Origin of the sequence: Campylobacter bilis (genome assembly GCF_016806695.1) — a bacterium.
GTDB lineage: Bacteria > Campylobacterota > Campylobacteria > Campylobacterales > Campylobacteraceae > Campylobacter_D > Campylobacter_D bilis.
Genome location: NZ_WUED01000007.1, coordinates 20,588 through 43,367, shown reverse-complemented (window position 1 = coordinate 43,367; position 22,780 = coordinate 20,588). Strand labels below are relative to the sequence as shown.

Annotated in this window: 20 protein-coding genes; 11 read left to right on the top strand and 9 right to left on the bottom strand. The window is 30.7% G+C overall.

Annotation, left to right across the window (positions count from 1 at the left end; genetic code table 11):
• The 3 genes from GRQ01_RS04485 to GRQ01_RS04475 all read right to left on the bottom strand — a co-directional run bounded on the left by GRQ01_RS04485 (nucleotide 1) and on the right by GRQ01_RS04475 (nucleotide 2,859).
• The gene (locus GRQ01_RS04485) at nucleotides 1-1,323 is read right to left on the bottom strand and encodes an aromatic amino acid transport family protein (RefSeq protein ID WP_158334630.1); all 1,323 of its coding nucleotides are present in this window, start codon (nucleotides 1,321-1,323) and stop codon (nucleotides 1-3) included.
• A gap of 310 nt (nucleotides 1,324-1,633) precedes the next feature.
• Entirely contained in the window at nucleotides 1,634-2,050 is a 417-nt protein-coding gene (locus GRQ01_RS04480) for a PepSY-like domain-containing protein (RefSeq protein ID WP_158334629.1), read from the bottom strand.
• A gap of 65 nt (nucleotides 2,051-2,115) precedes the next feature.
• Nucleotides 2,116-2,859, bottom strand: a complete 744-nt coding sequence (locus tag GRQ01_RS04475) for a DUF4261 domain-containing protein (RefSeq protein ID WP_158334628.1) — start codon at nucleotides 2,857-2,859, stop codon at nucleotides 2,116-2,118.
• A 153-nt stretch (nucleotides 2,860-3,012) separates the two neighbouring features.
• Here GRQ01_RS04475 and exbB point away from each other — a divergent pair, with 153 nt between their 5' ends.
• From exbB to GRQ01_RS04455, 4 genes are all read left to right on the top strand, one after another.
• Entirely contained in the window at nucleotides 3,013-3,438 is a 426-nt protein-coding gene (gene exbB, locus GRQ01_RS04470; RefSeq protein ID WP_158334627.1) for a TonB-system energizer ExbB, read from the top strand.
• Nucleotides 3,431-3,817, top strand: a complete 387-nt coding sequence (exbD, locus tag GRQ01_RS04465) for a TonB system transport protein ExbD (protein ID WP_158334626.1) — start codon at nucleotides 3,431-3,433, stop codon at nucleotides 3,815-3,817. The genes exbB and exbD overlap by 8 nt, the downstream gene beginning before the upstream one ends.
• Nucleotides 3,818-4,453 carry an energy transducer TonB gene (locus GRQ01_RS04460; protein WP_158334625.1) on the top strand — a complete coding sequence of 212 codons (636 nt, stop codon included), beginning with the start codon at nucleotides 3,818-3,820 and terminating at the stop codon, nucleotides 4,451-4,453. It abuts the gene before it with no gap.
• 271 nt (nucleotides 4,454-4,724) lie between these two features.
• The gene (locus tag GRQ01_RS04455; protein WP_158334624.1) at nucleotides 4,725-5,708 is read left to right on the top strand and encodes an MnmA/TRMU family protein; all 984 of its coding nucleotides are present in this window, start codon (nucleotides 4,725-4,727) and stop codon (nucleotides 5,706-5,708) included.
• A gap of 1 nt (nucleotide 5,709) precedes the next feature.
• Here GRQ01_RS04455 and GRQ01_RS04450 read toward each other — a convergent pair whose 3' ends face one another.
• The 6 genes from GRQ01_RS04450 to GRQ01_RS04425 form a co-directional block, all read right to left on the bottom strand.
• The gene (locus GRQ01_RS04450) at nucleotides 5,710-7,329 is read right to left on the bottom strand and encodes a ShlB/FhaC/HecB family hemolysin secretion/activation protein (protein ID WP_158334683.1); all 1,620 of its coding nucleotides are present in this window, start codon (nucleotides 7,327-7,329) and stop codon (nucleotides 5,710-5,712) included.
• Nucleotides 7,330-7,355: 26 nt separating this feature from the next.
• Complete coding sequence (locus GRQ01_RS07810) at nucleotides 7,356-13,067, bottom strand: hemagglutinin repeat-containing protein (RefSeq protein WP_158334623.1); 5,712 nt, start codon at nucleotides 13,065-13,067, stop codon at nucleotides 7,356-7,358.
• A gap of 260 nt (nucleotides 13,068-13,327) precedes the next feature.
• Nucleotides 13,328-14,416: a chorismate synthase gene (gene aroC, locus GRQ01_RS04440; RefSeq protein WP_158334622.1), complete on the bottom strand. Its 1,089-nt coding sequence runs from the start codon at nucleotides 14,414-14,416 to the stop codon at nucleotides 13,328-13,330.
• Nucleotides 14,416-15,090 carry a ribonuclease III gene (rnc, locus tag GRQ01_RS04435; protein WP_158334621.1) on the bottom strand — a complete coding sequence of 225 codons (675 nt, stop codon included), beginning with the start codon at nucleotides 15,088-15,090 and terminating at the stop codon, nucleotides 14,416-14,418. The genes aroC and rnc overlap by 1 nt, the downstream gene beginning before the upstream one ends.
• Nucleotides 15,077-15,517: a ribonuclease HI gene (gene rnhA / locus GRQ01_RS04430; protein WP_203121209.1), complete on the bottom strand. Its 441-nt coding sequence runs from the start codon at nucleotides 15,515-15,517 to the stop codon at nucleotides 15,077-15,079. Before rnhA ends, rnc begins: the two co-directional genes overlap by 14 nt.
• Entirely contained in the window at nucleotides 15,504-16,490 is a 987-nt protein-coding gene (locus GRQ01_RS04425) for a hypothetical protein (protein WP_203121207.1), read from the bottom strand. The genes rnhA and GRQ01_RS04425 overlap by 14 nt, the downstream gene beginning before the upstream one ends.
• 68 nt (nucleotides 16,491-16,558) lie before the next feature.
• On the opposite strand from GRQ01_RS04425, the gene dnaG reads away from it, so the two are divergent.
• From dnaG to GRQ01_RS04390, 7 genes are all read left to right on the top strand, one after another.
• Complete coding sequence (gene dnaG, locus GRQ01_RS04420; RefSeq protein WP_158334620.1) at nucleotides 16,559-18,376, top strand: DNA primase; 1,818 nt, start codon at nucleotides 16,559-16,561, stop codon at nucleotides 18,374-18,376.
• Nucleotides 18,377-18,457: 81 nt separating this feature from the next.
• The gene (locus GRQ01_RS04415) at nucleotides 18,458-18,730 is read left to right on the top strand and encodes a NifU family protein (protein WP_158334619.1); all 273 of its coding nucleotides are present in this window, start codon (nucleotides 18,458-18,460) and stop codon (nucleotides 18,728-18,730) included.
• Entirely contained in the window at nucleotides 18,717-19,268 is a 552-nt protein-coding gene (locus tag GRQ01_RS04410; protein WP_158334618.1) for a histidine kinase, read from the top strand. Before GRQ01_RS04415 ends, GRQ01_RS04410 begins: the two co-directional genes overlap by 14 nt.
• Nucleotides 19,252-20,535 carry a UDP-N-acetylmuramoyl-L-alanyl-D-glutamate--2,6-diaminopimelate ligase gene (locus tag GRQ01_RS04405; RefSeq protein ID WP_203121205.1) on the top strand — a complete coding sequence of 428 codons (1,284 nt, stop codon included), beginning with the start codon at nucleotides 19,252-19,254 and terminating at the stop codon, nucleotides 20,533-20,535. Before GRQ01_RS04410 ends, GRQ01_RS04405 begins: the two co-directional genes overlap by 17 nt.
• A gap of 3 nt (nucleotides 20,536-20,538) precedes the next feature.
• Nucleotides 20,539-20,847 carry a YbaB/EbfC family nucleoid-associated protein gene (locus tag GRQ01_RS04400; RefSeq protein WP_158334617.1) on the top strand — a complete coding sequence of 103 codons (309 nt, stop codon included), beginning with the start codon at nucleotides 20,539-20,541 and terminating at the stop codon, nucleotides 20,845-20,847.
• Entirely contained in the window at nucleotides 20,844-21,935 is a 1,092-nt protein-coding gene (locus GRQ01_RS04395) for a PDZ domain-containing protein (RefSeq protein ID WP_373447853.1), read from the top strand. Before GRQ01_RS04400 ends, GRQ01_RS04395 begins: the two co-directional genes overlap by 4 nt.
• Complete coding sequence (locus tag GRQ01_RS04390; protein WP_203121203.1) at nucleotides 21,932-22,777, top strand: polyprenyl synthetase family protein; 846 nt, start codon at nucleotides 21,932-21,934, stop codon at nucleotides 22,775-22,777. Before GRQ01_RS04395 ends, GRQ01_RS04390 begins: the two co-directional genes overlap by 4 nt.
• Nucleotides 22,778-22,780 lie beyond the last annotated feature (3 nt).

Sequence of the window (22,780 nt, the reverse complement as noted above, 5' to 3'; positions counted from 1 at the left end):
TTAAAAAGTATAAATTACTGTAATGATTGTCAAAACACCTGTGATGAATACAAAAGCATCTAAGGCTTTATTTTGAAATTTTTTCATCTTAGAAACCGTATAAATTGCAATCATTGGCATCAAAAACAAAATCGCAGCAATAATAGGCCCTCCTAAACTTTCAATAAAACCTAAAATACTTGGGTTAATATAAGCTGTAATTAGCATAATAACATACATCACCAAAGTTGAATAAATAGCAATAGTTTTTAAATTAGGGTTTTGATTGCCCGCTAATTTACAGCATTTTCTTACTATACCATAAGCCCCTTCTCTAGCACCAAAATAATGCCCAAAAAAAGAACTAGAAATAGCTAAAAATGCAATCAAAGGTCCTCCATAAGAAATGAAAGGATTGTCTAATTTATTAGCAAAATAAGAAAGCACAGGTATATTTTGTGCTCTTGCTTGGGCTAGTTCATTAGGGGTTAAAGAAAGCACACAAGATATCACAAAAAACATGACAAAAAACAGTAGCATTATAGAGGTTCTAAATAAAATCTGATTGGCTTTTTCTACAGAATTTTCATTATATTTTCTCTTTACACTTAAAGAAAAAGTAGAAATAGCTGGAGAATGATTAAATGAAAATACTAAAACCGGTAAAGTCAACCATACTATAGTGATAAATTCTTTCACATTAGGCACAACACTTAAACTTTCTAAAGACCATTGTGGAATAAGGTATAAAGAAAAAATAAACAAAATAGCACACAAAGGATACACAAGCCATTCACATACTTTAGTAATCAATTCTTCACTAAAAAGCATAATAAGCATAAAAATACTTACTAAAACAAAAGCAAAAACAGCACGATAAAAAGGGAGTAAATTAGCTATAGTTTCTCCTTGATCATTAACGCTTGTTTCATATATGGTATGAATCAGCTTTGCAAGCATGCCGTTTTGATCAACAAGGGGTAAAAATTGATTATAAATAAAAGTTTCAAAAGTATTAGTTATACCCACACAATAAGCTAAACAAATGGGGAAAATCGCAAAAAAATAAAGCACAGAAATAAAAATGCTTATCTTTCTGCCAAAATACTCTTCTGCTGCATGTGTGATGTCTTTATCATGGCCGCTTGCTTGACATATAAAACGGCTTAAAGCCCTATGACTTAAATATACCATTGGAAAAATAATCAAAGCCATTACAATAACTGGCCAAAAACCACCCACACCTGCCTTAATAGGTAAAAACAAAATCCCCGCACCCACTGCGGTTCCAAAAAGAGATAAAACCCATGTTGTATCATATCTTGTCCATTTAGGAGTATTCATATATTTTCCTTAAAAATTTAATAGAGCGTAAATAAATCTATTGTAACATAGTTGTTAATAAACTATCAAATTTTTAAGCATTTTTTGATAATTTATGTAACATTTTGTAAATTGCCTCTAGAGCAATATAAATGCCACCAAAGTGACAATTTTATTTGTGTTATATTTAAATATTATATTGAAGATATTTAAAGATTATTTTTATAATCTGGGTAAAAATTGCTAAATTGAATGAGAAAATAAATTTTAAGTCAATTGAAATTTTTAAAAAGCAATATTTTTCAATTTATTTCTCAAAAATTTATCCTACTCAATCTAGCTTTTTTCTTAAAATATTCCCTTGAGTGTCAGTATAAATTTCCATACCATTACTCAATTTAAATTTATAACCATTAGTTTTTTTGCTAAGTTCAAGAATTTGTGCGTTTGACTCAGTCGCACTTATTTTTTCCATAATTAAAGGCAAGATACTATAAGGTAAAGCCTTATGCTTTCCATCAAGCTCTTTCCATTCTCCATTAAGCATAAAGTCTATTTCAGTGCCATCCTTTAAAACCACTTCATAAGAATCCCTATCCTTTTTTGCTAAAGCAATTTTATCCTTTCCAAAATTTTCAAAAATAAATTCTTGGGTATTTTTTGGCAGTTCATTAAAAGGAATGGTTATGTCTTTAGCTAAAAGCACAGTAGTAGCTAAAACAGCGAGTAAAATTGATTTCAATTTCATTAAAAATTCTCCTTTTTATATTTATAATAAAAGTTTAACTAAAAACTGTGAAGTGAGTGTGAAACTCAAAAAATAATCTTTAAACTTTCACCTTCAACACCTAAGCCTGGACTTTTAATAAAAGTTATTTTTTTACCCCCTTCTAGTTTTAAACTATCCTTATCTTTTAAATCAATATCATAAGTTAAAATATGCAAGATAATATCATAAATGCAAAAGAAAAGTTCTTTTTCTTCTATATTAGCATCACAAACTTCAAATTCTAATTTATCAAAATTTCTAAGTCCATAAGTATAGGCATTATTGCCTTTTTCACCTGGATAAACACTAAGATATATCCAATTATACACAGGCAAACGATTATCATCTAGCATTTTTGCATTTTCTATATAAAAACGAGGGTGTAAAACAACAGCACCCGTGTAAAAACCCAAAGCATACTTATCTTCTAAACACAAAGCTGCAATTTGTGTAAAAACTCTAGCCTGATCGATTTTACTTTGATCTTGGCTTAATACGGCTATAAGAAGATGGGCTTTATGTTTTTGGGTTTGCTCTAAGGCATCTTTCCACATAAAATTAAAATTTGCATAATATTGTGCTTCATTATTAGGTATAGGATGCTTAATCAAATTTAAAGTAACTAAAATATTTTTATAATAAAAAATCACCCCTTCTTCACTAAAATTATCATCAGCTATTTTTATATCTAATTTCTCTTCTAGCTTTTTTTTCAATTTTGCAAAATCAAAATCCATTTGCTCTAAAAGGACAAAAGAAGTAAAATTGTGGTTTAAATCTGTAGTCATATTTTTACCTTTGTGAAAAATTTTTACAAAAGATATTTTAAAAATTATAACTTAATAAAAAACTAGAAGATTTATGATAATTGATATTAATTATAAATTTATTTTTTTAAAGTATAATTTTTCAAAATTCATTACAAATTTTTGGAGTACACCATGGAATTTTTAAAAGATTATATTGACTTAATTATCTTTATAATTCTTGGAATTATGGCATTTATAGCCTTTTGGTGTGTTATTGAAAGAATACTTTTTTTCAAAAAACTTGATTTTAAAAATTATGATAATCAAGAGCAATTTGATGATGCTATTAGTGAAAATTTAACCTCATTATATATTATTTATTCTAATGCTCCTTATATAGGACTTTTAGGTACTGTTATAGGCATTATGATCACATTTTATGAAATGGGTTTAGAATCTAATATTGAGTTAAAATCTGTACTTATAGGCCTATCTTTAGCATTAAAAGCTACAGCTTTAGGTCTTTTAATAGCCATTCCATCCCTTATGGCATACAATGCCTTATTGCGCAAAATTTCACTTTTAAGCAATGCTTATAAGGCTAGCAAAAATGCTTAAACTCCCTAAAAATGAAGGTTTAAATATAATCCCTTTTATAGACATTATGCTTGTTTTACTTGCTATAGTGCTTAGCACTTCAAGCTTTATCGCACAAGGAAAAATCCGTATCAATCTGCCTTCAAGTCAAAACGCCATTAATATCAATGATAATACCAAAAAACTCCTTATTATTATCGATGAAAAAAACTCTTTTTATTTAGAGGATAAATTAAGCGATCTTAAGCAAATTAAAGCCGCTATTGCTTCACTTGATAAAACAACCTTAGTAGAATTAAAAAGTGATAAAAATGCTAAATTTGAAAGCTTTATAAAAATCATAGATTTATTAAAAGCCCATGAACATGAAAATTTTCAAATCCTCACAGAGAAAATATAAATGAAAAAGTTATTTTCCCATCACAAATATCAAGCCTTTTACATAGCTTGCCTAGCTTTTATGCCTTTGATTTTAATCCTTTTACATTCTAATAATTTATTTAAAACACAAATAAAAAAAGAAGACAGCTTTGCTTTAGCAATCAAACAATTTATACACTCAAATCCCACAAAAGAAATTCAAAATCTAAAAACCATTACCAAGCAAGAAACACCAAAAATCACAAAAACCCATCAACTTCCAAAAAAAGCAAAGATCCCAGCACCATCACATCCTCTTATTAGCTCAACTCAAAATCCCAAAGCATTTAAACCAAGTAATGCCTCTAACACTCAAAACATTTCATTAAAACAAGAACAAAACAATCCCTCTTTATTAAAGCAAATCCAACAAGCCATACAACAAGCACAAATTTATCCTAAACAAGCAAGAAAAATGCGTATGCAAGGCATAGTAAAAGTAGAATTTTTATGGACAAAAAACAAAGGTTTAAAAGATCTAAAAATCATCCAAAGCTCAGGATATGATTTATTAGACAAAAGTGCTTTAAAAAGCATACGCAAAGCTTCGCTTTATTTTCCTTACTATGAAAACGATTTAAAAATAATTTTGCCTATAGCTTATGAGTTAAGCTAGACTTTGATTTTACTACACTAAGATCTTAAATTTCAAATCTTAATAAAATTGCAAAAAAGGATAAATCATTAAATATAATTTTTGTTACTTTTATCTACAAAGTTTTGGTTTAAAACAAGGCTTCGCTACTAATTTTCCCAAATTATTATTTTTAAATCCTTTAAACCAAAATATTTAAAATAAAGTCATTTTTAGCATCAAGCCATGCTTATTTTAAAAATTTTTGGTTAAAATTACATCTTTTACACTCCATAAAATCAGAAAGGAAAAAATGAAAGCATTGGCTCTTTTTAGCGGTGGACTTGATAGTATGCTTGCAATGAAACTCATTACTTTACAAGGCATAGAAGTTAAAGCTCTTAATATCAACATAGGCTTTGGAAGTACAAGCGATAAAAGTGAGATTATGAAAAAACGTGCCGCAATGGTGGGTGCAGATTTTGAAATGATAGATGTGAGAAATGCCTATCTTCAACAAGTGCTTTTTAATCCACAATATGGCTATGGAAAGCATTTTAACCCTTGTATAGACTGCCATGCTTTTATGTTTAAAACCGCACTTTCAATGCTAAAAGAAGAAAAAGCAAACTTTATCATCACAGGGGAAGTCTTAGGACAAAGACCTATGAGTCAAAGAGGCGATGCTATGGCTAAGGTTAAAAAACTCGCTTTAGATGAAGAGGATTTAATCTTACGCCCTATGTGTGCAAAAAATCTTCCCTTAACCAAACCCGAAAGAGAAGGCTGGGTCGATAGAGAAAAACTCGAAAATATCAGCGGAAGGAGTCGCAAAAGACAACTTGAGTTAGCACAACTCTTCGGCCTAGAAGATTTTGAAAGCCCTGGAGGCGGATGCTTACTAACACTTAATAGTTTTGCTAAAAAAATCCGCGATTTTATAGAATTTGATAAAGACATGCAAGTTAATGACGCACAACTCTTAAAATACGGACGCCATTTAAGACTGCCTGAAGGCTCTAAAATGATTATAGGACGCAATGAATTAGAAAATACACTTTTAAAAGCTTTAAAAACCCCAAAATATGAAGCCATAGATCTTAAAGATTTAATAGGTGCTTATTCTTTAGTGGATGAAAAAATTTCAAATAAAGACTTAGAACTCGCTCTAAAAATCGCCCTAAGCTATAGTAAACACGAAGTGGGCAAAAGCTATGAACTTGGCTTTAAAAATCAAAGTTATAAAAGCATAGCTTTTGAAGATAAAAAAAATATAGCCGAGTTTTTCATCTCTTAAATTAAAAAAACATAGAAGCTCTAAGATAAATAGGCATAGTCTCACTTGGCATATTAGAAGACTTGTGCAAGGCTTTAGACGCCGTAAAATTCAAAGAAAAATTATCCAAATTGTATCTAAAACCAAAAGCAATACCTGCTAAAAAGTCTCTATTTGGTAGTAAATAATCCCTACCATACCCCATATCTAAGCCAATAAAAGGTTGTAAAGCCCTTAAATATTTTGGCATACTTGCAAACTGCAAATAAAGCGTGTGATTACCATATACTCCATAATCTAGTGCTGCTGAACTTTCTTTAAACCCCCTAACAGTATACTCATCACCCACTAAAAATTTATCAGCATACAATAAAGGTTCATTAGAATAGCTTCCCCCTATGCTGCCTTGGTATAAAAATACCAAATCTTCATTAAAGTAAAAATTCTTTTTATAACTTGAATTAAAATTCACCTTATTAAACTCTATCTTATATAAAGAATCTCCACAATCTCTCTTAGCCCCTAAAAATGGAACGCCCTTTTCATACTCTAAATTCAAAAACAAAAATCCATCCCATGCAATGGTTGAGTACTCAATACCACTAGCCAAACTTGAATACCTACCGCTTGAACTTTTTAAAAGAAAATCATCAATCTCATTAGCATCATCTTTAACAGCCAAATCAACATAGATTGAAAATTTATCAGTATTTGTACGGTGTAAAATTTTCTTTAAAGTGATTTTATGCCTTAAACTTGTGTCTTTATTGATAATATAAGAATCATTATAACCTTCAATTACATTTTTATTATCACTATATTGTAAAGAATAGCTTAATTGATAGCTTTGTATAGGTAAAATATAGTTTAACACATAGACATTCTTATAATCTTTTGTATTTTTTAATAAACTCTTAATAAAACTCACTTGCATAGAATCATTAAGATTTAAAGCATTTTTCAAAAAAGCATGGGCACCAACCTTATATTCTCCTGTGTCTTTATTACCACTATTATCTAAATCAAATGCTATATCAATAGGCTTTGATTTACTATCAATAAATATATCAGAATAATCATAATTCTCACTAGCCTTTATTGAAATCTTAACATCCTTAGCCCCATTGTTTAAATTTTCTATACCTGTATCTAAATCATAAATATTAAACTTATCCCCTTTTTTTAAAGGCACACCAAAGTCTAATCTTGTCGTATTATTATCCCCATTAAGATAAATCTCTCCAACAAATCCGTATTTTAAATCAAGCATGAGAATATGATTATCCTCATCTATCTTATCAATACTCACTCCTGAAGTAGAATATCCTTTAGAAACAATAAAATTCGTAAGCTCTTTAATCATATTATAAATATCACTGACATTTAAAGATCGATTGATATATTTTTTCAAAATAGCGTTAGCTTGCATAGTAAGCGCATCTTGTTTTTTAAATCGAATTTGTTTAAAAATATAAATCTTGTCTTCAAAATTTCCATTTTCTAAAGCAATTTCTTCCTTGTGCCGCTGTTTTCGTTCTAACTCATCAAATTCTTTTTGTATGTACAACTGCTGTTGTCTTTTATCTAATAAATTCAACATCTTTGCTGAGTCATCTGCTTGCAATAAGCAAAGATGACTCATAAACAAAAATACAATTTTAACAAGCCTCACTTATAGCCTTGGATCTTAGTATTGTGATTAGAACTTAGATCTGAATTTGATGTGTGATCGGCATTAGAACTTACATTTTGAGTACTTGCATTTGTATTTTGAATACTTGCATTGGCACTTTGGCTACTTTCATGAGTATGAGATGCTTGTGATGAACTTGAACTATCGCTAGAATTAGAACCAGACTTTACTTTATTAAGAAAATGTTTTATTCCCTCTTTTATTTTAGGAACTGAAAGATTGACTTTAACATTACCACCAGACCAAGAATAATCATATTCACGTCGAGTGTTTTGAGTATCCTCGCTTAAACCATGTCTTTTTTCATTATTGATAGTAATATTAGTTGCAGAATCAACCATACCTATTTTATCAATATGATCATCCATACTAACAGTTGCTGAAGCAGATTGACCTGTTGCACCTGTAATTTCTACATCAGCTCCATCACTTTCTTCTTGGGTACTTACATCAGAATTTACAACCCTTCCTCCAAGGGCTAAATTTCCTTTTTTAACATCAGAATTTAAAATTCCCCCTTCTAATACTAAATCCCCATTTACATGGCCACTTAGTTCATTACCCGCACTAATGCCACTTTGGGTTCCTACAGTTTGATTATCACTTTTAGAATATCCTACGCCAACTGTTCCTGAAAAATCCCCTGTAATAATATGATTTGATGACAAATCTAAGCCCATAGATCCTGCCAATAAAGTACTATGTCTTTCAGATTTTGAAGTATCTGTTAAAGATTTAACTTCTAATTTTCCTCCTACATCTAAATGCACATCATTAGAAGCTCTCATATTAGCACCATTTAATACAGCGTCTTTACCGGTACTAACGCTAATATTATTGGCATTAAATTGTGCATTATGATATTGAACATTTTCTTTATGAGTACGCGATCCACTAGCAAAGCCTTCAAGCTCTCCTCCTACATCTGCACCATCAATCAAATTATAGCCCACAGTTGTTTTTTTAGTTATTGCTGTTTCAAAGGATAAATCTGAAGAAGAATGTGTCTTTTTAGCAGCATTTGCTATAAAGTTATCTTTTGCTTTGACATTGATTTCATCCCCACTTACATCAACACCGTTTAAAACAATATCGCCTTTAGTGCTTTCTAAATTTACCTTGCCACCTGCATGGATTTTAGAAGTATTTTCACTAGAACTTTGTGAGTTGCCTTTATGGAATCTAAAACCTATGGTTTCACCTGAACTTGCTTCTATGAGATTATCATTAAGCACACTCACTGCATTAGAAGCACTTTGAACCACTGGCAATACATAATTTGAACCTGCTGGTTTATCATTAAAATTCTCTGCTGTTTGATTAATAGCAGCCACTCCTAAGCCTCCTGATTCAATTCTTTCTTTAACATAGATGCCAAAACCTGTAGTGTTTTGAGTTTTAGTATCTTCATATTTAGTGGTTTTAATCTCTCCGCCTTTAAGATTGATATCCTTATTAGCATCAAAATCAGCCCCACCTATATCCAAATCATTTTTAGCATTAACAGTGATATTAGAACCTTTTAAATTATTAGAAAGATAAGAAGTCTCATCCTCTGTTTTACTGCTTTTATCTAATTCTAATCCCACTTCAGAAGATCCTAAATTCCTTTCTCCATTTTCAGAACCATCAGTGATATTAACCCCTGATTTTTGTTGTGCAAAGCTATAGCTAGCATTCACTCCATGCCCAGCTAAACCCAAATTAGCATTAGCAAATACCCCTATAGATAAAGAATCACTTTGGGTATGAGTTGTGTTTTTAGCAGCTACAAAATCGACATCATTAGCATCTATATTAATATCTCCTCCATTTAGTTTACTTCCTGTGATGGTTGCTTTATTATCTGCTTGTAAATTCAACTTATCACCTGAAATATTAGAAGAAGTTGCTAAAGAACTGTCTTTTCTCACAGAGTTTTGTTGATAGCCTAAAATATGCAAACCTGAAGAATCTAAAGAATAAGAAATCTCATTTTCTCCATTTTTTATATTTATATTTTTACCTTTTAAATCGGCTAAATCATGAGCTTGTAAATTAGATCCTTCAATATTTAAATCATTATTGGCATTGATATTAATATTGCCTTTAGAATTTAAATTACTTCCCACAGATTTAGAATTTTTTATGCTGCTATTTTCATAAGTGATTGATGTTTTTGTCAAATGTATTCCATCAAATGTGACTTGAGAATTTTCATGTGCATCTGCTATGTTGACATTATTGGCATTAACATTAATATCATGATTAGCATCTATATTACTACCAACTACATTAACATCTTTTTTAGAAGTGATATCTACAGTGCCTCCTTTAACATTTGAGCTTAAAACCTCATCTGTGTTTATTGAAGTATTAGATTTTTGTGTGGCTGTCTCCGTACTGTTAAAAGAAGATTTATTAGAATAATCATTGCTTATATTAACATTTCCTCCTTTAGAATTAAACACGATTTTAGAATTTTCAGAATCTGCAACAACATCACTGTTTTTGACATTTATATCCCTATTAGAAGTAATGGTAATAGTATCTTTTCCACTGATTTGACTTTTATTAATAGAATTGCGAGAGCCTTTTTCATCAACACCTAAAAGTGTGCCTACATTAACCTCATCACCTTGGATATTAACATCTTTTCCGCTTACATTTGAACTGTGTAAATTCACTTTATCATTTGCATTGATATTGACTGTACCTTCTGAAGCAATATTGCCTAATGAAGAATCAAACTCATCTGTATTCACATCAACTCCATTTTTTCCAGCAATATTAACTCCACCTTTATTTGCCTCTAAAGTTTTATGAGAAAAATAAAATCTAGGAACAAAGACTGTTTTTCCATCTCTATCAACTTTTTCAAATAAAATCATATCATCATCAACTGTTTGATTTTTACCCAATCCTTCGCCTAATTTTAAACCATGTTCATTGGCATATTTTGCACCATTTTCAAGAAGTCTTTTAATATCTTCATCACTTAAGCCTCCATGCATACCTGCTTTTGCATACATAGATTTAAGAAGTTGATTTTGGAAGAAAGAATCCCCTATAACAGTAGTATTATCTAAGTCTTTATTGTTAAATTCTTTTGCAACATCTTCAAATCCAAAATAGTCTTTGGTATTTACTGCTGAAGATTCTGTTGTATACTCATAAGAGATTCCATCATCGGTTTTATTTGTAAAATGAAAAAATCCAGAATCAACAATATCAGGTATTAATTGTGAAGCTAAATCTTGGGTATTTATCGCATCTTCTAAATGAGATTTTATCAAGGCAGAATTCTTATCAAAAGAACTCACCAAACCTTGATTGAATTCTTTAGAATTTAGGTTTAATTCTCCATTAGATGCTATTAAAGCTTCAGATTTTGCTTTAAAAACAACTTTAGCATTATGATTCCATGTGCTTGGATCTGGAACAAATCTTTTTGAAGCATAATCACTTCCAAACAATAAAGAAAAATATAAATTCAAAGCCTCATTATGAGCAGCGGCATTTTTAAGCGCATTCCAAGCAGATTCTCGTTGATGATTTTTTGCCTGATTGCTTGCAAAATATCTTAAAGCATCAAGCAAGCTTCCTCCCTTAGTAAAATAATGCGTCCAATTAGTATTCCAAGATCCTAAATACTCTTTAGCAAAAAAACCGTCTAATTTAATATGAGATAAAATATCTTCTATATTAAGATCTTCGCTTAAGGTTCTATTATTAATGTTTCCATAAGAATTAATATTACCTTGAGCTACAATTTTACCGCTATTATTAATTTGTGCTGCTTTGTCTTTTGATTTAGTATTGATATTAATATTTCCACCTGCTTGGATAGAAGCTTGTTTAGCATCTAAGTGATTAATATATTTTAAAATATCAATTCCAACTTCCATATTCCAACGTTTAAAAAGCGTATCACCATAATTTGCCCAACCATCGCCTTTAATTTTTTCATTAAAGCTTTGAACAGTTCCTGTTAAGCTTGCATTATTATTTAAACTTTTTACTTCAATATTAATGTCTTTATTAGCAAAAATCAAACCATTATTATCGATAGTATCAGCATTTAAATAGGCATTATTTGAACTATTAAAGGTAGAATTATTAGTAATATGCGAAGCATTTGCTTTTAAATCATTGCGTGCAAAAAAATAGCCATCATTAACTATATCCCCACTCGCACTAAGGGTTAAATCTTTTCCGCTAGCAACAAGATCTTTATTATAAATATTTTTTGCTTCAAGTCCTATTGAAGAAGAATTTTCAAGCTTTGAATCAATATGCAAATCACCTAAACTTTTAATATCAAGCAAATTTTTTGCATACAAATTACCATTATTAAGGGTTAAATCTTTATTAGCTTGTAAATAAATATTATCTTGGCTAAAAACTTCACCCCCATTAACAAAATCATCCTTATTTAAAGTCAAATGCACATCTTTATTTGCTGAAATTTTGCCTTGGTTTTCAAAAGATCCTGTATCGATTTTCACATCACCTAAAGTATTTATAGATCCAAAATTGGCCATTTTATCTTTAGTATGCACATCTAAATTATCTGCATCAACTTGTGAATTTTCTCCACTAGTTTTAAATATATCTTGAGTCTCTTTATTAAAATGAGTTTGCTTTGCATTCTCAAAATCTTTTGCATCAATCTTGATATTTTTACCTCTGTACAAACCCTCATTGGTAACTTTTCCATCGCCATTTAATCTCATAGTATCTGCATCAATCAAAGAAGTTGTAATGTCTTTAGCATTTATATCAACACTCCCGCCTTGATTGACTCCAAGGGCTTGAAATTGTGCATTACCATTGACTTTAACAATGATATCTTTAAGACCTCTTATGACCCCAGTATGTCTTACACCTACACCCTCTTCAGTACTAACAAGGGTAACAGTATCAGCATACATAGAACCTAAATTCCTACCATCAATACCATAATCTATCTTATCATCCTTATTATCTGCTTGCCTTGAAGCAAGAATCTTAGGAAGATTGCCATTGCTTAAATCCACTTTATTAAGCCCAGCTATAAAATTAATATTAGATAAATGTTTTCCTGCTTGATAATGAGCAATACTACCAGCAATATCTATACTACGGCTGATCACATTAAAATAATCTCCATCAACCACAACACCTTTATCTCCAATAGATATTTTGCCATTGCTTTTCACATCTGCAACATTTCCGCTAAATTGCCCAGTAGTAAGAGTCACTCCTGTTGTATTTAAAAAAGATGCTCCATTAACACTAAAACCATTCTCATTAGCAAAAATCAAATTCGCACTCTTTCCAAATACTTCCACATTACCGTGGATACCAGATGCTTGCTTGCTTGTGATTTCATTGATAATAGTATTAGCATTGTGTTTTAAATAAGGATTTTTATCCACCCAGCCACCAATTTGAGAATTACCACCGAGTAAGCTATTGTTAAAAATAACCCCATCATGAACATTAAAATCTTCAAATTGATTATGCGAAACCCCGTTTTTACTAGGGTCACTTATATTGATGACATCTGTATTATTGCCAGATTTTGTCATGTTAGTCGTTTTTGAAACAATAACATTGCCATTTCTTTGTCGTAAGTCTGCAGACAATAATACGCAAGGGAATAAAGCGCTAAGAAGCGTTAAATTCAACGATAAACGAACAAATTTTCTTTTATTGAAATTCATAAAGCCCCCTTTTTTTATATTTATACTCATATTCTAATACCAAATCAGTAATTTTATTAAAGAATTTTTGCAAAATTTCAAGCAAAAAATAAAAAATATTTATTTTATTTCTTTTTTACACACTCAAAAATAAAAAAAATGTTAATTTGTCATTTAATTTTCAAAAAAAAATTAAAAAATTATGTGAAGGATTTCAAAAAATAAGCGATATAGTATTAAATCTTTTTAAAATATTGCAATCAAGCCTTAAAAAGGCTTTTTCATTCTAATCCATAAGCTTTTTTCAAATTTTTTAAATTCGCACTCGCATTTAAAAGCAAGCAATCAGCCAAAACCAAACGCACCATAGCATTAGCCACCACACTTCCTCTAATGCCTATACAAGGATCATGTCTGCCTTTGAGTTGAAATTCTAAATTATTGCCGAATTTATCCATGCTTTCTTGTTTAAGAAAAATAGAAGGAGTAGGTTTAAAATAAGTTTTTAAAATAAGATTTTCTCCATTGGAAATACCCCCTAAAATACCCCCACTATGATTTGTTAAAAATTTAATATTTCTTAAAATGTCATTATTTTTAGATCCACGCAGTTTACTCGCGTTGATACCTTCGCCTATTTCTACAGCTTTAACACCATTAATCCCCATCAAAGCATGAGCTAATTTAGAATCTAATTTATCATAAAGAACCTCACCAAGCCCCACAAGCATACCACTAGCCTTAGTAAAAACAGCAGCACCTACACTGTCTTTTGAATTTCTAGCATTTAAAATTTCATTTTTAAACTCATTTTCTAAACTAGGATCAAGACAAAAAATTTCACTTTTTTCAGCAAATTCAAAATCCCATTGTTCTTCTTCCAAATTAGAAACAACACCCCCTATTCCAAAAACCCCACTTTGCACACTAATGCCAAATTCCTTCAAAAGCATAGCACAAATTGCTCCAGCAGCCACTCTAGCCACACTTTCTCTAGCGCTTGATCTTCCACCCCCTCTATAATCTCTTAAACCGTATTTATAAAAATAAGTAAAATCCGCATGCGCAGGACGAAACAAATCTTTTAAATTATTATAATCTTTAACATGAGTATTTTCATTATATACCATTATAGCTATAGGATGACCTGTAGTATAGCCTTCAAATACCCCGCTTAAAACCTCAGCTTTATCGCTTTCCTTTCTTGGGGTTGTAAACCTACTTCCACCTCTGCGTTTATCAAGCTCACTTTGTAAAAAATCCTCATCAAATTCAAGCCCCGCAGGCATACCATCTATAACACAGCCAATTGCTCTGCCATGAGATTCTCCAAAACTTGTAAATTTCAAACGCGTACCAAAAGTATTCATCACAAAGCTCCTAATTGATCAAGCACAATCTTTGCTGCCATTTGTTGGGCTTCTTTCTTACTTCGTGCTATGGCTCTTGCAAGCTCTTGACTTTGAAGTATTAAAGCCACTTCAAAGCGTTTTAAATGATCAGGACCAAAAGCACGCAAGGTTTCATACTGTGGGATTTGTCCTATTCTTCCTTGGGTGAGTTCTTGCAATTTGGTTTTATAATCTTTTATAAGAATTTTCGCATCAATTTTAGGAAAATTTTTCTCTATAAGTTTTAAAGCAATATTCTTAGCAAGCTCAAATCCCCCTTCTAAGTGTATAGCCCCTATAATAGCCTCTAAAGCATCAGAAAGTATAGAAGATTTTTGCTTTCCGCCATTGTTTTGCTCAGCAATACTCATAAAAATAAAATCGCCCAAATTCAAACTCTTTGCAATTTTTGCAAAAGATTTTTCATTGACCAAAGCTGCCCTAAGTTTGGATAAATCCCCTTCAGCATCTTTAGCAAATTTATGAAAAAGATACTCCCCTACAACCAAGTCAAGCACCGCATCTCCTAAAAATTCCAAACGTTCATTATTATAAGGCTTTTTAAAACTTTTATGTGTTAAAGCATGAATAAGAAGTTTTTTGTCTTTGAATTTATAAGCTAATTTTTTTTCTAATTTTTCAATATTTTTCATTATTTTCCCTTGCCATCTTCAAAGCAGCCTCTCGTGCTAAAGTATCGCACCTTTCATTTTGTAAATGTCCATTATGTGCTTTTACCCAAAAAGCTTTGATTTTATGAGATTTTGCTACTTGAAGGTATTCTTTCCATAAATCTGTATTTTTTTTGCCTTTAAAATCTTTTTTTACCCACTCATGCAACCACTCATTAATGCTTTTAACCATTAAATGAGAATCAGTAAAAAGCGAAACCTCACAAGGCTCTTTTAAAGCCTTTAAAGCTTCGATAATAGCTACAAGCTCCATTCTATTATTAGTAGTATCAGCCTTAGCGCCAAAGCTTTCTTTTTGATAGTCTTTATAACGCAAAATATAAGCCCAACCCCCAAAACCTGGGTTATTAAGACAAGATCCATCCGTATAAATTTCAATATGTTTCACTATTTTTCACTTCACAAATAATCTTACAAGTATTAAACTCGTAGCAAACAGGACAATGGTAAAAAAACAAAGGCATAATATTTTTACACTCAGTACAACGATAAGAAAACTCCAAACCCGCATTAAAAGAATTTTCTTTTAAAATCTTTAACATTTTAAAATTCGAATTTTTAAAACTAAAGCAAGCTGCATTGGGGATTTGTTTAACTTTGCCTAAGGCATAAAAAAATTCCAAAAAATCTTGATTTTCTAAATTAAAGGCTTCTTTTTCTTTATAAAGCAAATCATAAATATCAAAAAAATTTTGCCCTAAAAATAAATGATATTTTTCAAAAACCAAACGCCCCAACATAGGATTATTATCCACTTTTAATTCTAAAAGCTTTTTCTTTATTTCTTCTTCGTTATTATTAATACTACAAAGCTCTAAAGCCTTTATAAAATCATGTTCTTTTTCTACATTTTCATTAAGCTCAAAAAGACATTCTAAAAGCTCTAAATTTTCTTTATAAGCACGAAGTTTTAAATAAACTATTTTTAGGAGTTTTAAAGCCTGCACATTCCTTGGACGCAGTTTTAAAGCCTGCAATAGCACTTCTTTTGCACGCTCTAAAAATCCTGCTTTAAAATAAACCTTTGCCAAAGCAAGGAAGACAAACTCTCTTTCTTGCTTATCTTTGCACTTCTCAAAAGCAATAAGATAAATCTGAGTTGCTTTTTCAAATTCCCCACTTTTAGTAAAAATTTCAGCTAAAAAACTCAAATTCCCAAAGCTCAAGCCACTATTTCTTAGTAATTCTTTATGGGTATTATCCATTTCAAATTTTTTTATAAATTTTTCAAGTTTTTGTTCTTCGTCTTTACTTGCAAAGATCCTCCAAAGAGAATTTACAAGCGCTACAACAAAAACCAAAATACTTAAAATGATAAGCCCCACTAAAGGGTCTCTATATTCTACAAAGAAAAAATCCATACTCTCGCTTTATAATTTTATGCTCAATTATAGCTAAATCTTTGTATAATTTTAACAAGGTTTTAAAAATGATAACTAAAGAAAGCATAGAAAATTTATCCCAAAGAATTAATATCGTTGATATTATAGAAAATTATATTGAAGTAAAAAAGCAAGGTTCAAGCTTTGTTTGCGTTTGTCCCTTTCATGCTGATAAAAATCCTTCTATGCACATTAATGCTATAAAAGGCTTTTATCATTGCTTTGCGTGTAAGGCAGGTGGGGATGTTTTTAAATTTGTCATGGATTATGAAAAATTAAGCTTTGCTGATGCAGTAGAAAAAGTAGCAAGTCTTAGCAATTTTACCCTAAGTTATACAAAAGAAAAGCAAGAAAATAAAAAAGAGTTAAAAAGCATATTGCCTATTTTAAACGCATATTTTAAAGACAATTTAAAACATCATAAAGAAGCTTTAGCTTATCTTTATCAAAGAACTTTAAATGATACAGATATAGCCAAATTTGAATTAGGCTTTGCAACAACAAGCCAAGATAGCATAAGATTGCTTGAAAATGAAAAAATCCCTTTAGATCAAGCATTAAATGTTGGAGTTTTAAAAAAAGATGAAAAAAATAATTTTTATGCAAGTTTTATATGGCGCATTACCTTTCCAATCTATGATCATAAAAATCTCTTAGTAGGCTTTGGTGGACGTACTTTAAACCCCTATACAGCAGCAAAATATATCAATTCCCCGCAAAATATACTTTTTGACAAAAGTAAGATTTTTTATGCTTTTCATCTAGCCAAAGATCACATAGCCCAAAAAAAAGAAATGATAATATGCGAAGGATACATGGACGTCATAGCCCTTCATAAAGCAGGCTTTAATAACGCTGTAGCAGTACTTGGAACCGCACTAACTCAATATCATTTACCCTTAATCCGCCGCTATGAAGCAAAAGTCATTTTATGTTTTGATAATGATGAAGCAGGGTTAAAAGCAGCCTCACGCTCGGCTTTATTATTAAGCACTCATAAAATCGATGGCAAAGTAGCTCTTTTAAAAGGCGGAAAAGATCCTGCCGAACTTATAGCAAACAATCAAACTCCAAAACTTCGTGCTGTATTTGAACAAGGCATGGAACTTGGAGAATTTTATATTAGAAGCTTGCTAGCAAATCATGATTTAAACTCTGCTTTAGATAAGCAAAAAGCTTTACAAAACATACAAAAATATACTTTTAATCTCGAACCTTTAATAGCAAATTCCTATATTAGCTTGGTTTCTAATCTCTTAGGAGTAAATGAACAATTTATCATCTTATCAAAAAACTCAAAAAAACCCTCAACATTTTCTTTATACTCTCAAAACCAAAACAATTTTTATAAAGAAAAAATCCATATTGTAGAATTACAACTCATAGCCTTTTTACAACAAAATCCCAAAATCCACGAACATTTTAAACAAATCAGCGATAGTACTTGCTTTAAACACAAAATTTTATTAGATAAAATTTTAGAAAACAAAGGCTATGAAGACAGCCACATAAGAGAATTTGAAAGCAAAAACATACAAAATAATTTAAACTACAATGACTTTTTATGGGGCATTTGCAAAGTGAATTTAGCCTTTTTAAACAATATAAAAATCACAAATGCCGCCCTAGGTTTTAAAAAACAGCTTTTCACTCTTATAGATAAAAACTCAAACTCTCTAACAAGAAATTTGAAAAAAGAAGAATTACTCAATTTTTTAGAATATTATTTATTGTTTTTAAAAAATGAAAAAAACGAAGAAATCCTAGAAAAAACATTAAAGAATTTAAACAAAATTTTATCTCAAAAATCTTTTACAGGCCATGACTTAGGACTTTATTTAAAAAATCATGAAGAGCCTTTTTAATTTATTTAAAAATTCAAAACTTAATTTACCTTTTTTTAAACACAATCACGCTAAAGTATACAAAAATTTTAAGGATAAATCATGATGCCTTTTAGCGATGAAGAACTCATAAATCCGGTAAAAGCAAGCTTAGATAAAAGCATGCCTATGCTTGAACGCGATGGAGGTGGTCTTGAATTTTTAGGAATTAAAAAAGGAATAGTTTATGTGCATTTACTAGGTGCTTGTAAAACTTGCCCCTCAAGCACAACAACGCTAAAATATGGGCTTGAAAGACAGCTTAAAATCGACATTCACCCCGAAATCACTCTAGTAAATTTAAACGGTGGAGCACAAGAATTTGCAAAATTATAAAAAACTTGGGATCAAACATTTTTATAAAAGAGACTTCAACACAGCCAAAATGTACTTTTGCATGGCCTATGAAAAGCACAAAAACAAACGTTTATTTCATTTTATTTGCCTATGCGATTTAGCCTTAAAATCCCCAAAAGAAGCTATTTTGCTTTTTGATTTTTATATAGAACATTATAAAAATAATAATATAGATAAAGATTTAGAAGAAATTTTAAATATAATATATCTTAAACATCAACAAAACAAATCAATAATAGAATTTGAAGAAGGCCATGCTTTAAACTACCAAGACTTTTTAAAGAGTGAAGAAAAATTAGGTTTTAAACAAAGCTTTGAAACCATTATCCACACTGCTAAATTAATCATTGATAACCGCGATGATTTTTTAGATTTTTTAGAAAAACTTTTAGAAAATGGTTATAAAGAAATGACTTTAAACTACATAGAAAGCGTGATGCCTCATTTTTGGGCTAATGATAGATTTATCAAACTTCAAGAAAAACTTATAGGACTTAAAAGTGAAATTAAAACTTGAAAATACATTCATTACTGATAATACTTTAGAATGTCAAAAAGACTGTTTTTTCCTCCATACTGCACAAAATACCGCATTTAAAGATCAAGCCTTAAAGCAAGGTGCTAAAATCATAGAAATTGATGAGTGTAAAAAACTTCTTAATCTAGATGAAAATATTAAAATCATCGGCATTACAGGAACCAATGGCAAAACCACCACCGCAGCTGCTATTTACTCTATTTTACTTGATCTAGGTTATAAATGTGGCCTTTGTGGGACAAGAGGAGCCTTTATCAATGATGAGCAAATTGATCAAAAATCCCTAACCACTTCTGCCATTTTAAAAACTTTAGAATATCTAAAAATAGCTAGTGAAAAAAGATGCGATTTTTTCATCATGGAAGTAAGTTCACATGCTTTAGTACAAAACCGCATTGAAGGATTGACTTTTGCTGCGAAAATTTTTACAAATATCACTCAAGATCATTTAGACTTTCATGCAACCTTTGAAAACTACAAAAAAGCTAAAGAACTTTTTTTTACCGATGAAAGCTTAAAATTTATCAATAAAGACGCCTTAGCAATCGCCTTTAATGTACGCAATGCCTTTACCTATGGCATAGAAAACCCTGCTTTATACCAGATTAAAGCCTACACCTTAGAAGATGGCATCCATGCTATTGTGAAGGTAAAAGATCAAACCTTTCATATTGATTCTCCTTTATTAGGGCTTTTTAATCTCTATAATCTTTTAGCTGCAAGCGCATGCGTACATGAACTTCTCAAACCTGATTTAAAAAAATTAGAAAAAGCTATAAAAGGCTTTGGCGGTGTTTATGGCAGGGTAGAACAAGTCGCAAAAGGTGTGATTATAGATTTTGCCCATACCCCTGATGGTATTGAAAAAGTCCTTGAAGCACTTAAGAATAAAAAACTCATCGTTGTTTTTGGTGCAGGGGGTGATAGGGATAAGAGTAAACGCCCTTTAATGGGAAAAACAGTCGAACATTTTGCAAAAACTGCTATCATTACAAGCGATAATCCACGTAGCGAAGATCCTAAAGACATAATGAGTCAAATTCTAAGCGGTTTTAAAAACCCTAGCAAAGCTTTAATCATAGAAGATAGAAAAAAAGCTATTGAAAAAGCTTTAGAACTTAAAGAAAAAGACGATTTAGTTGTCATTTTAGGTAAAGGCGATGAAAACTATCAAGAAATCAAAGGAATCAAACACCCCTTTAACGATAAAGCTGTAGTTAATGAAATTTTAAACAATCAAGGATAAGTAATGTTTGAAAATATGGATTTTTCTAAAATGGGAGAACTTTTAAATCAAGTTCAAGAAAAAGCAAAAAATATAGAATTAGAACTTGCAAATCGTGAATTTAGTGCCAAAAGCGGGGCAGGGCTTGTAAAAGTAAGTGCTAATGGAAAAGGTGAAATTATCGATGTTAATATTGATGATTCTTTATTAAATGATAAAGAATCTTTGCAAATTTTATTAATCTCTGCAATTAATGATGTCTTAAGCATGGTAGCCCAAAACCGCTCAAGTATGGCAAATGATGTTTTAGGAAGTTTTGGAGGTATAAAATGATAAGATTATTTTTAGCTTTTACTATGCTTTTTAGCATGGCTTTTAGCATAGAAAGACCCAAATTTGAAGACTTTTTAGCTGGCTATGAAAGAAATAAAGCTAGCATTTTAAATTACGAAGGCTTACCTGCTTTTGCCTTAAGCGAAAATTTACTTGCTGTTTTAAAACAACCCAATGCCAAACTCAACAAATACGTAAAATACGATCCTTTTTTAAACCTATATCTTGTAAGGACTGATTTTAGCCTAATCCCTACTCCCATGGGCGATGAAGAAAAACTCACGCGTAATGATTGGGTTGGGATTTGGGATCCTGATAAAGCCTACATAGGACACATTAAATATCTAGCCCAAAACATTAACGAAAAAGATCAACTCGATTTTAATTCTAAAATAGGACTTTTAGGCACTCCTTGTTGTGAAATGATGGGCATTGCTTTAAACAATAGCTCTTTTATAGGCAACCGTTATTTAAAGCATTTTATGAAATACAATGATGTTTATTGGGGAGATATTGGGGTTGATTTTGTCGTCCGAGAAAATAAAATTTATGTCAATAAAGTCAGAAAAAATCCTCAATTTTTAATCAATGATCAAATCCTTAGCGTAGATGGTGTAGCGGTTAAAGATTTAAGAAAATTAAATGAAAAAATCCTCTTTTCAGATAGAGGAAGTACACTTTATTTTGAAGTTTTACGTGATAATGTGGATTTAAATATCTCCACTGAAATCTTTGCTAAAGACTTAAGCCAATTTAATATTTTAAATTCCAAGCCAAAATCCAAAACTACAAATTTCACAAGCAATCTTGGCTTGACAATCAATACCGCACTCACAGTTACAAAAATCGATCCTAATTCTAAAGCAGCTCAAGCAGGATTTATAGCAGGTGATAAGATCTTACGAGTTAATAATACCATAATAAAAAATTTAAAACAATTGCAAAATATCTTAAGCACAGGCCATGATTTTAATATCCTAATCGAACGCAAAAGCAGCAAGCTTCCTTTATCAAACTTTAACTACGATTTAGGATCTAATACTCAAAATGATGGTAATTTTCAATTTTTCATAAGGCTTATAAAGTGAATTTAAAAGAACTTTTTATCCATCATTTGGATAAAAACCTACCTAAAATAGAAAGCTTTCATCCTTTTTTTAATGAGGCTTTAGCAATGATTTTAAAAGCAGGTGGAAAGCATTTTCGTGCACAATTACTCCTAAGCGTAGTCCAAAGCAAACAACCCCAACTCCTACAAGAAGCACTCGATGCAGCTTTAGCCTTAGAATTCATCCATACTTATTCTCTCATCCATGATGATTTACCCGCTATGGACAATGCCGATTTTAGACGCAATTGCCCAACCCTACATAAAGCCTACGATGAAACCACAGCTATTTTAGTAGGAGATGCTTTAAATACAGAGGCTTTTTTGGTTTTAAGCCGTATGAATTTAAAAGATGAAATCAAAATCAAACTCATCAAAACCCTTGCTTTTAACGCAGGTATTAATGGCATGATCATAGGCCAAGCTATGGATTGTTTTTTTGAAAACAAAAAACTAAACTTAGAAGAACTTGAATTTTTACACACTCATAAAACTGCCAAATTAATAGCTGCAGCTTTAAAAATGGGTTGTGAAATCTCTCAATTAAACGATGAAAAAAGCGAAGAAATTTACAAACTAGGCTTAAAATTAGGCCTAATCTTTCAAATCAATGATGATATCATCGATACTACAATGACTCAAGAACAAAGCGGAAAACCCACCCACAAAGACACGCATAAAAATTCTTTTGTAAATCTCTTAGGTTTAAATAAAGCCTTAAAGATCAAAGAAGATCTTCTTAAAGAATGTGAAAAAAACTTGCAACAACTTGATAAAGAACTTGCACAAATGATACAAAAATTGATAATTTTATACTTATAAAGG

Bases quoted from the DNA above. Each gene is read 5' to 3' on its own strand.
- rnc (WP_158334621.1), bottom strand. From the start codon at position 15,090: ATGAAAAATATTGAAAAATTAGAAAAAAAATTAGCTTATAAATTCAAA.
- GRQ01_RS04395 (WP_373447853.1), top strand. From the start codon at position 20,844: ATGATAAGATTATTTTTAGCTTTTACTATGCTTTTTAGCATGGCTTTT.
- GRQ01_RS04455 (WP_158334624.1), top strand. From the start codon at position 4,725: ATGAAAGCATTGGCTCTTTTTAGCGGTGGACTTGATAGTATGCTTGCA.
- exbD (WP_158334626.1), top strand. From the start codon at position 3,431: ATGCTTAAACTCCCTAAAAATGAAGGTTTAAATATAATCCCTTTTATA.
- GRQ01_RS07810 (WP_158334623.1), bottom strand. From the start codon at position 13,067: ATGAATTTCAATAAAAGAAAATTTGTTCGTTTATCGTTGAATTTAACG.
- GRQ01_RS04415 (WP_158334619.1), top strand. From the start codon at position 18,458: ATGATGCCTTTTAGCGATGAAGAACTCATAAATCCGGTAAAAGCAAGC.
- GRQ01_RS04475 (WP_158334628.1), bottom strand. From the start codon at position 2,859: ATGACTACAGATTTAAACCACAATTTTACTTCTTTTGTCCTTTTAGAG.
- exbB (WP_158334627.1), top strand. From the start codon at position 3,013: ATGGAATTTTTAAAAGATTATATTGACTTAATTATCTTTATAATTCTT.
- GRQ01_RS04450 (WP_158334683.1), bottom strand. From the start codon at position 7,329: ATGAGTCATCTTTGCTTATTGCAAGCAGATGACTCAGCAAAGATGTTG.
- GRQ01_RS04400 (WP_158334617.1), top strand. From the start codon at position 20,539: ATGTTTGAAAATATGGATTTTTCTAAAATGGGAGAACTTTTAAATCAA.
- dnaG (WP_158334620.1), top strand. From the start codon at position 16,559: ATGATAACTAAAGAAAGCATAGAAAATTTATCCCAAAGAATTAATATC.
- GRQ01_RS04425 (WP_203121207.1), bottom strand. From the start codon at position 16,490: ATGGATTTTTTCTTTGTAGAATATAGAGACCCTTTAGTGGGGCTTATC.
- aroC (WP_158334622.1), bottom strand. From the start codon at position 14,416: ATGAATACTTTTGGTACGCGTTTGAAATTTACAAGTTTTGGAGAATCT.
- GRQ01_RS04460 (WP_158334625.1), top strand. From the start codon at position 3,818: ATGAAAAAGTTATTTTCCCATCACAAATATCAAGCCTTTTACATAGCT.
- GRQ01_RS04480 (WP_158334629.1), bottom strand. From the start codon at position 2,050: ATGAAATTGAAATCAATTTTACTCGCTGTTTTAGCTACTACTGTGCTT.
- GRQ01_RS04485 (WP_158334630.1), bottom strand. From the start codon at position 1,323: ATGAATACTCCTAAATGGACAAGATATGATACAACATGGGTTTTATCT.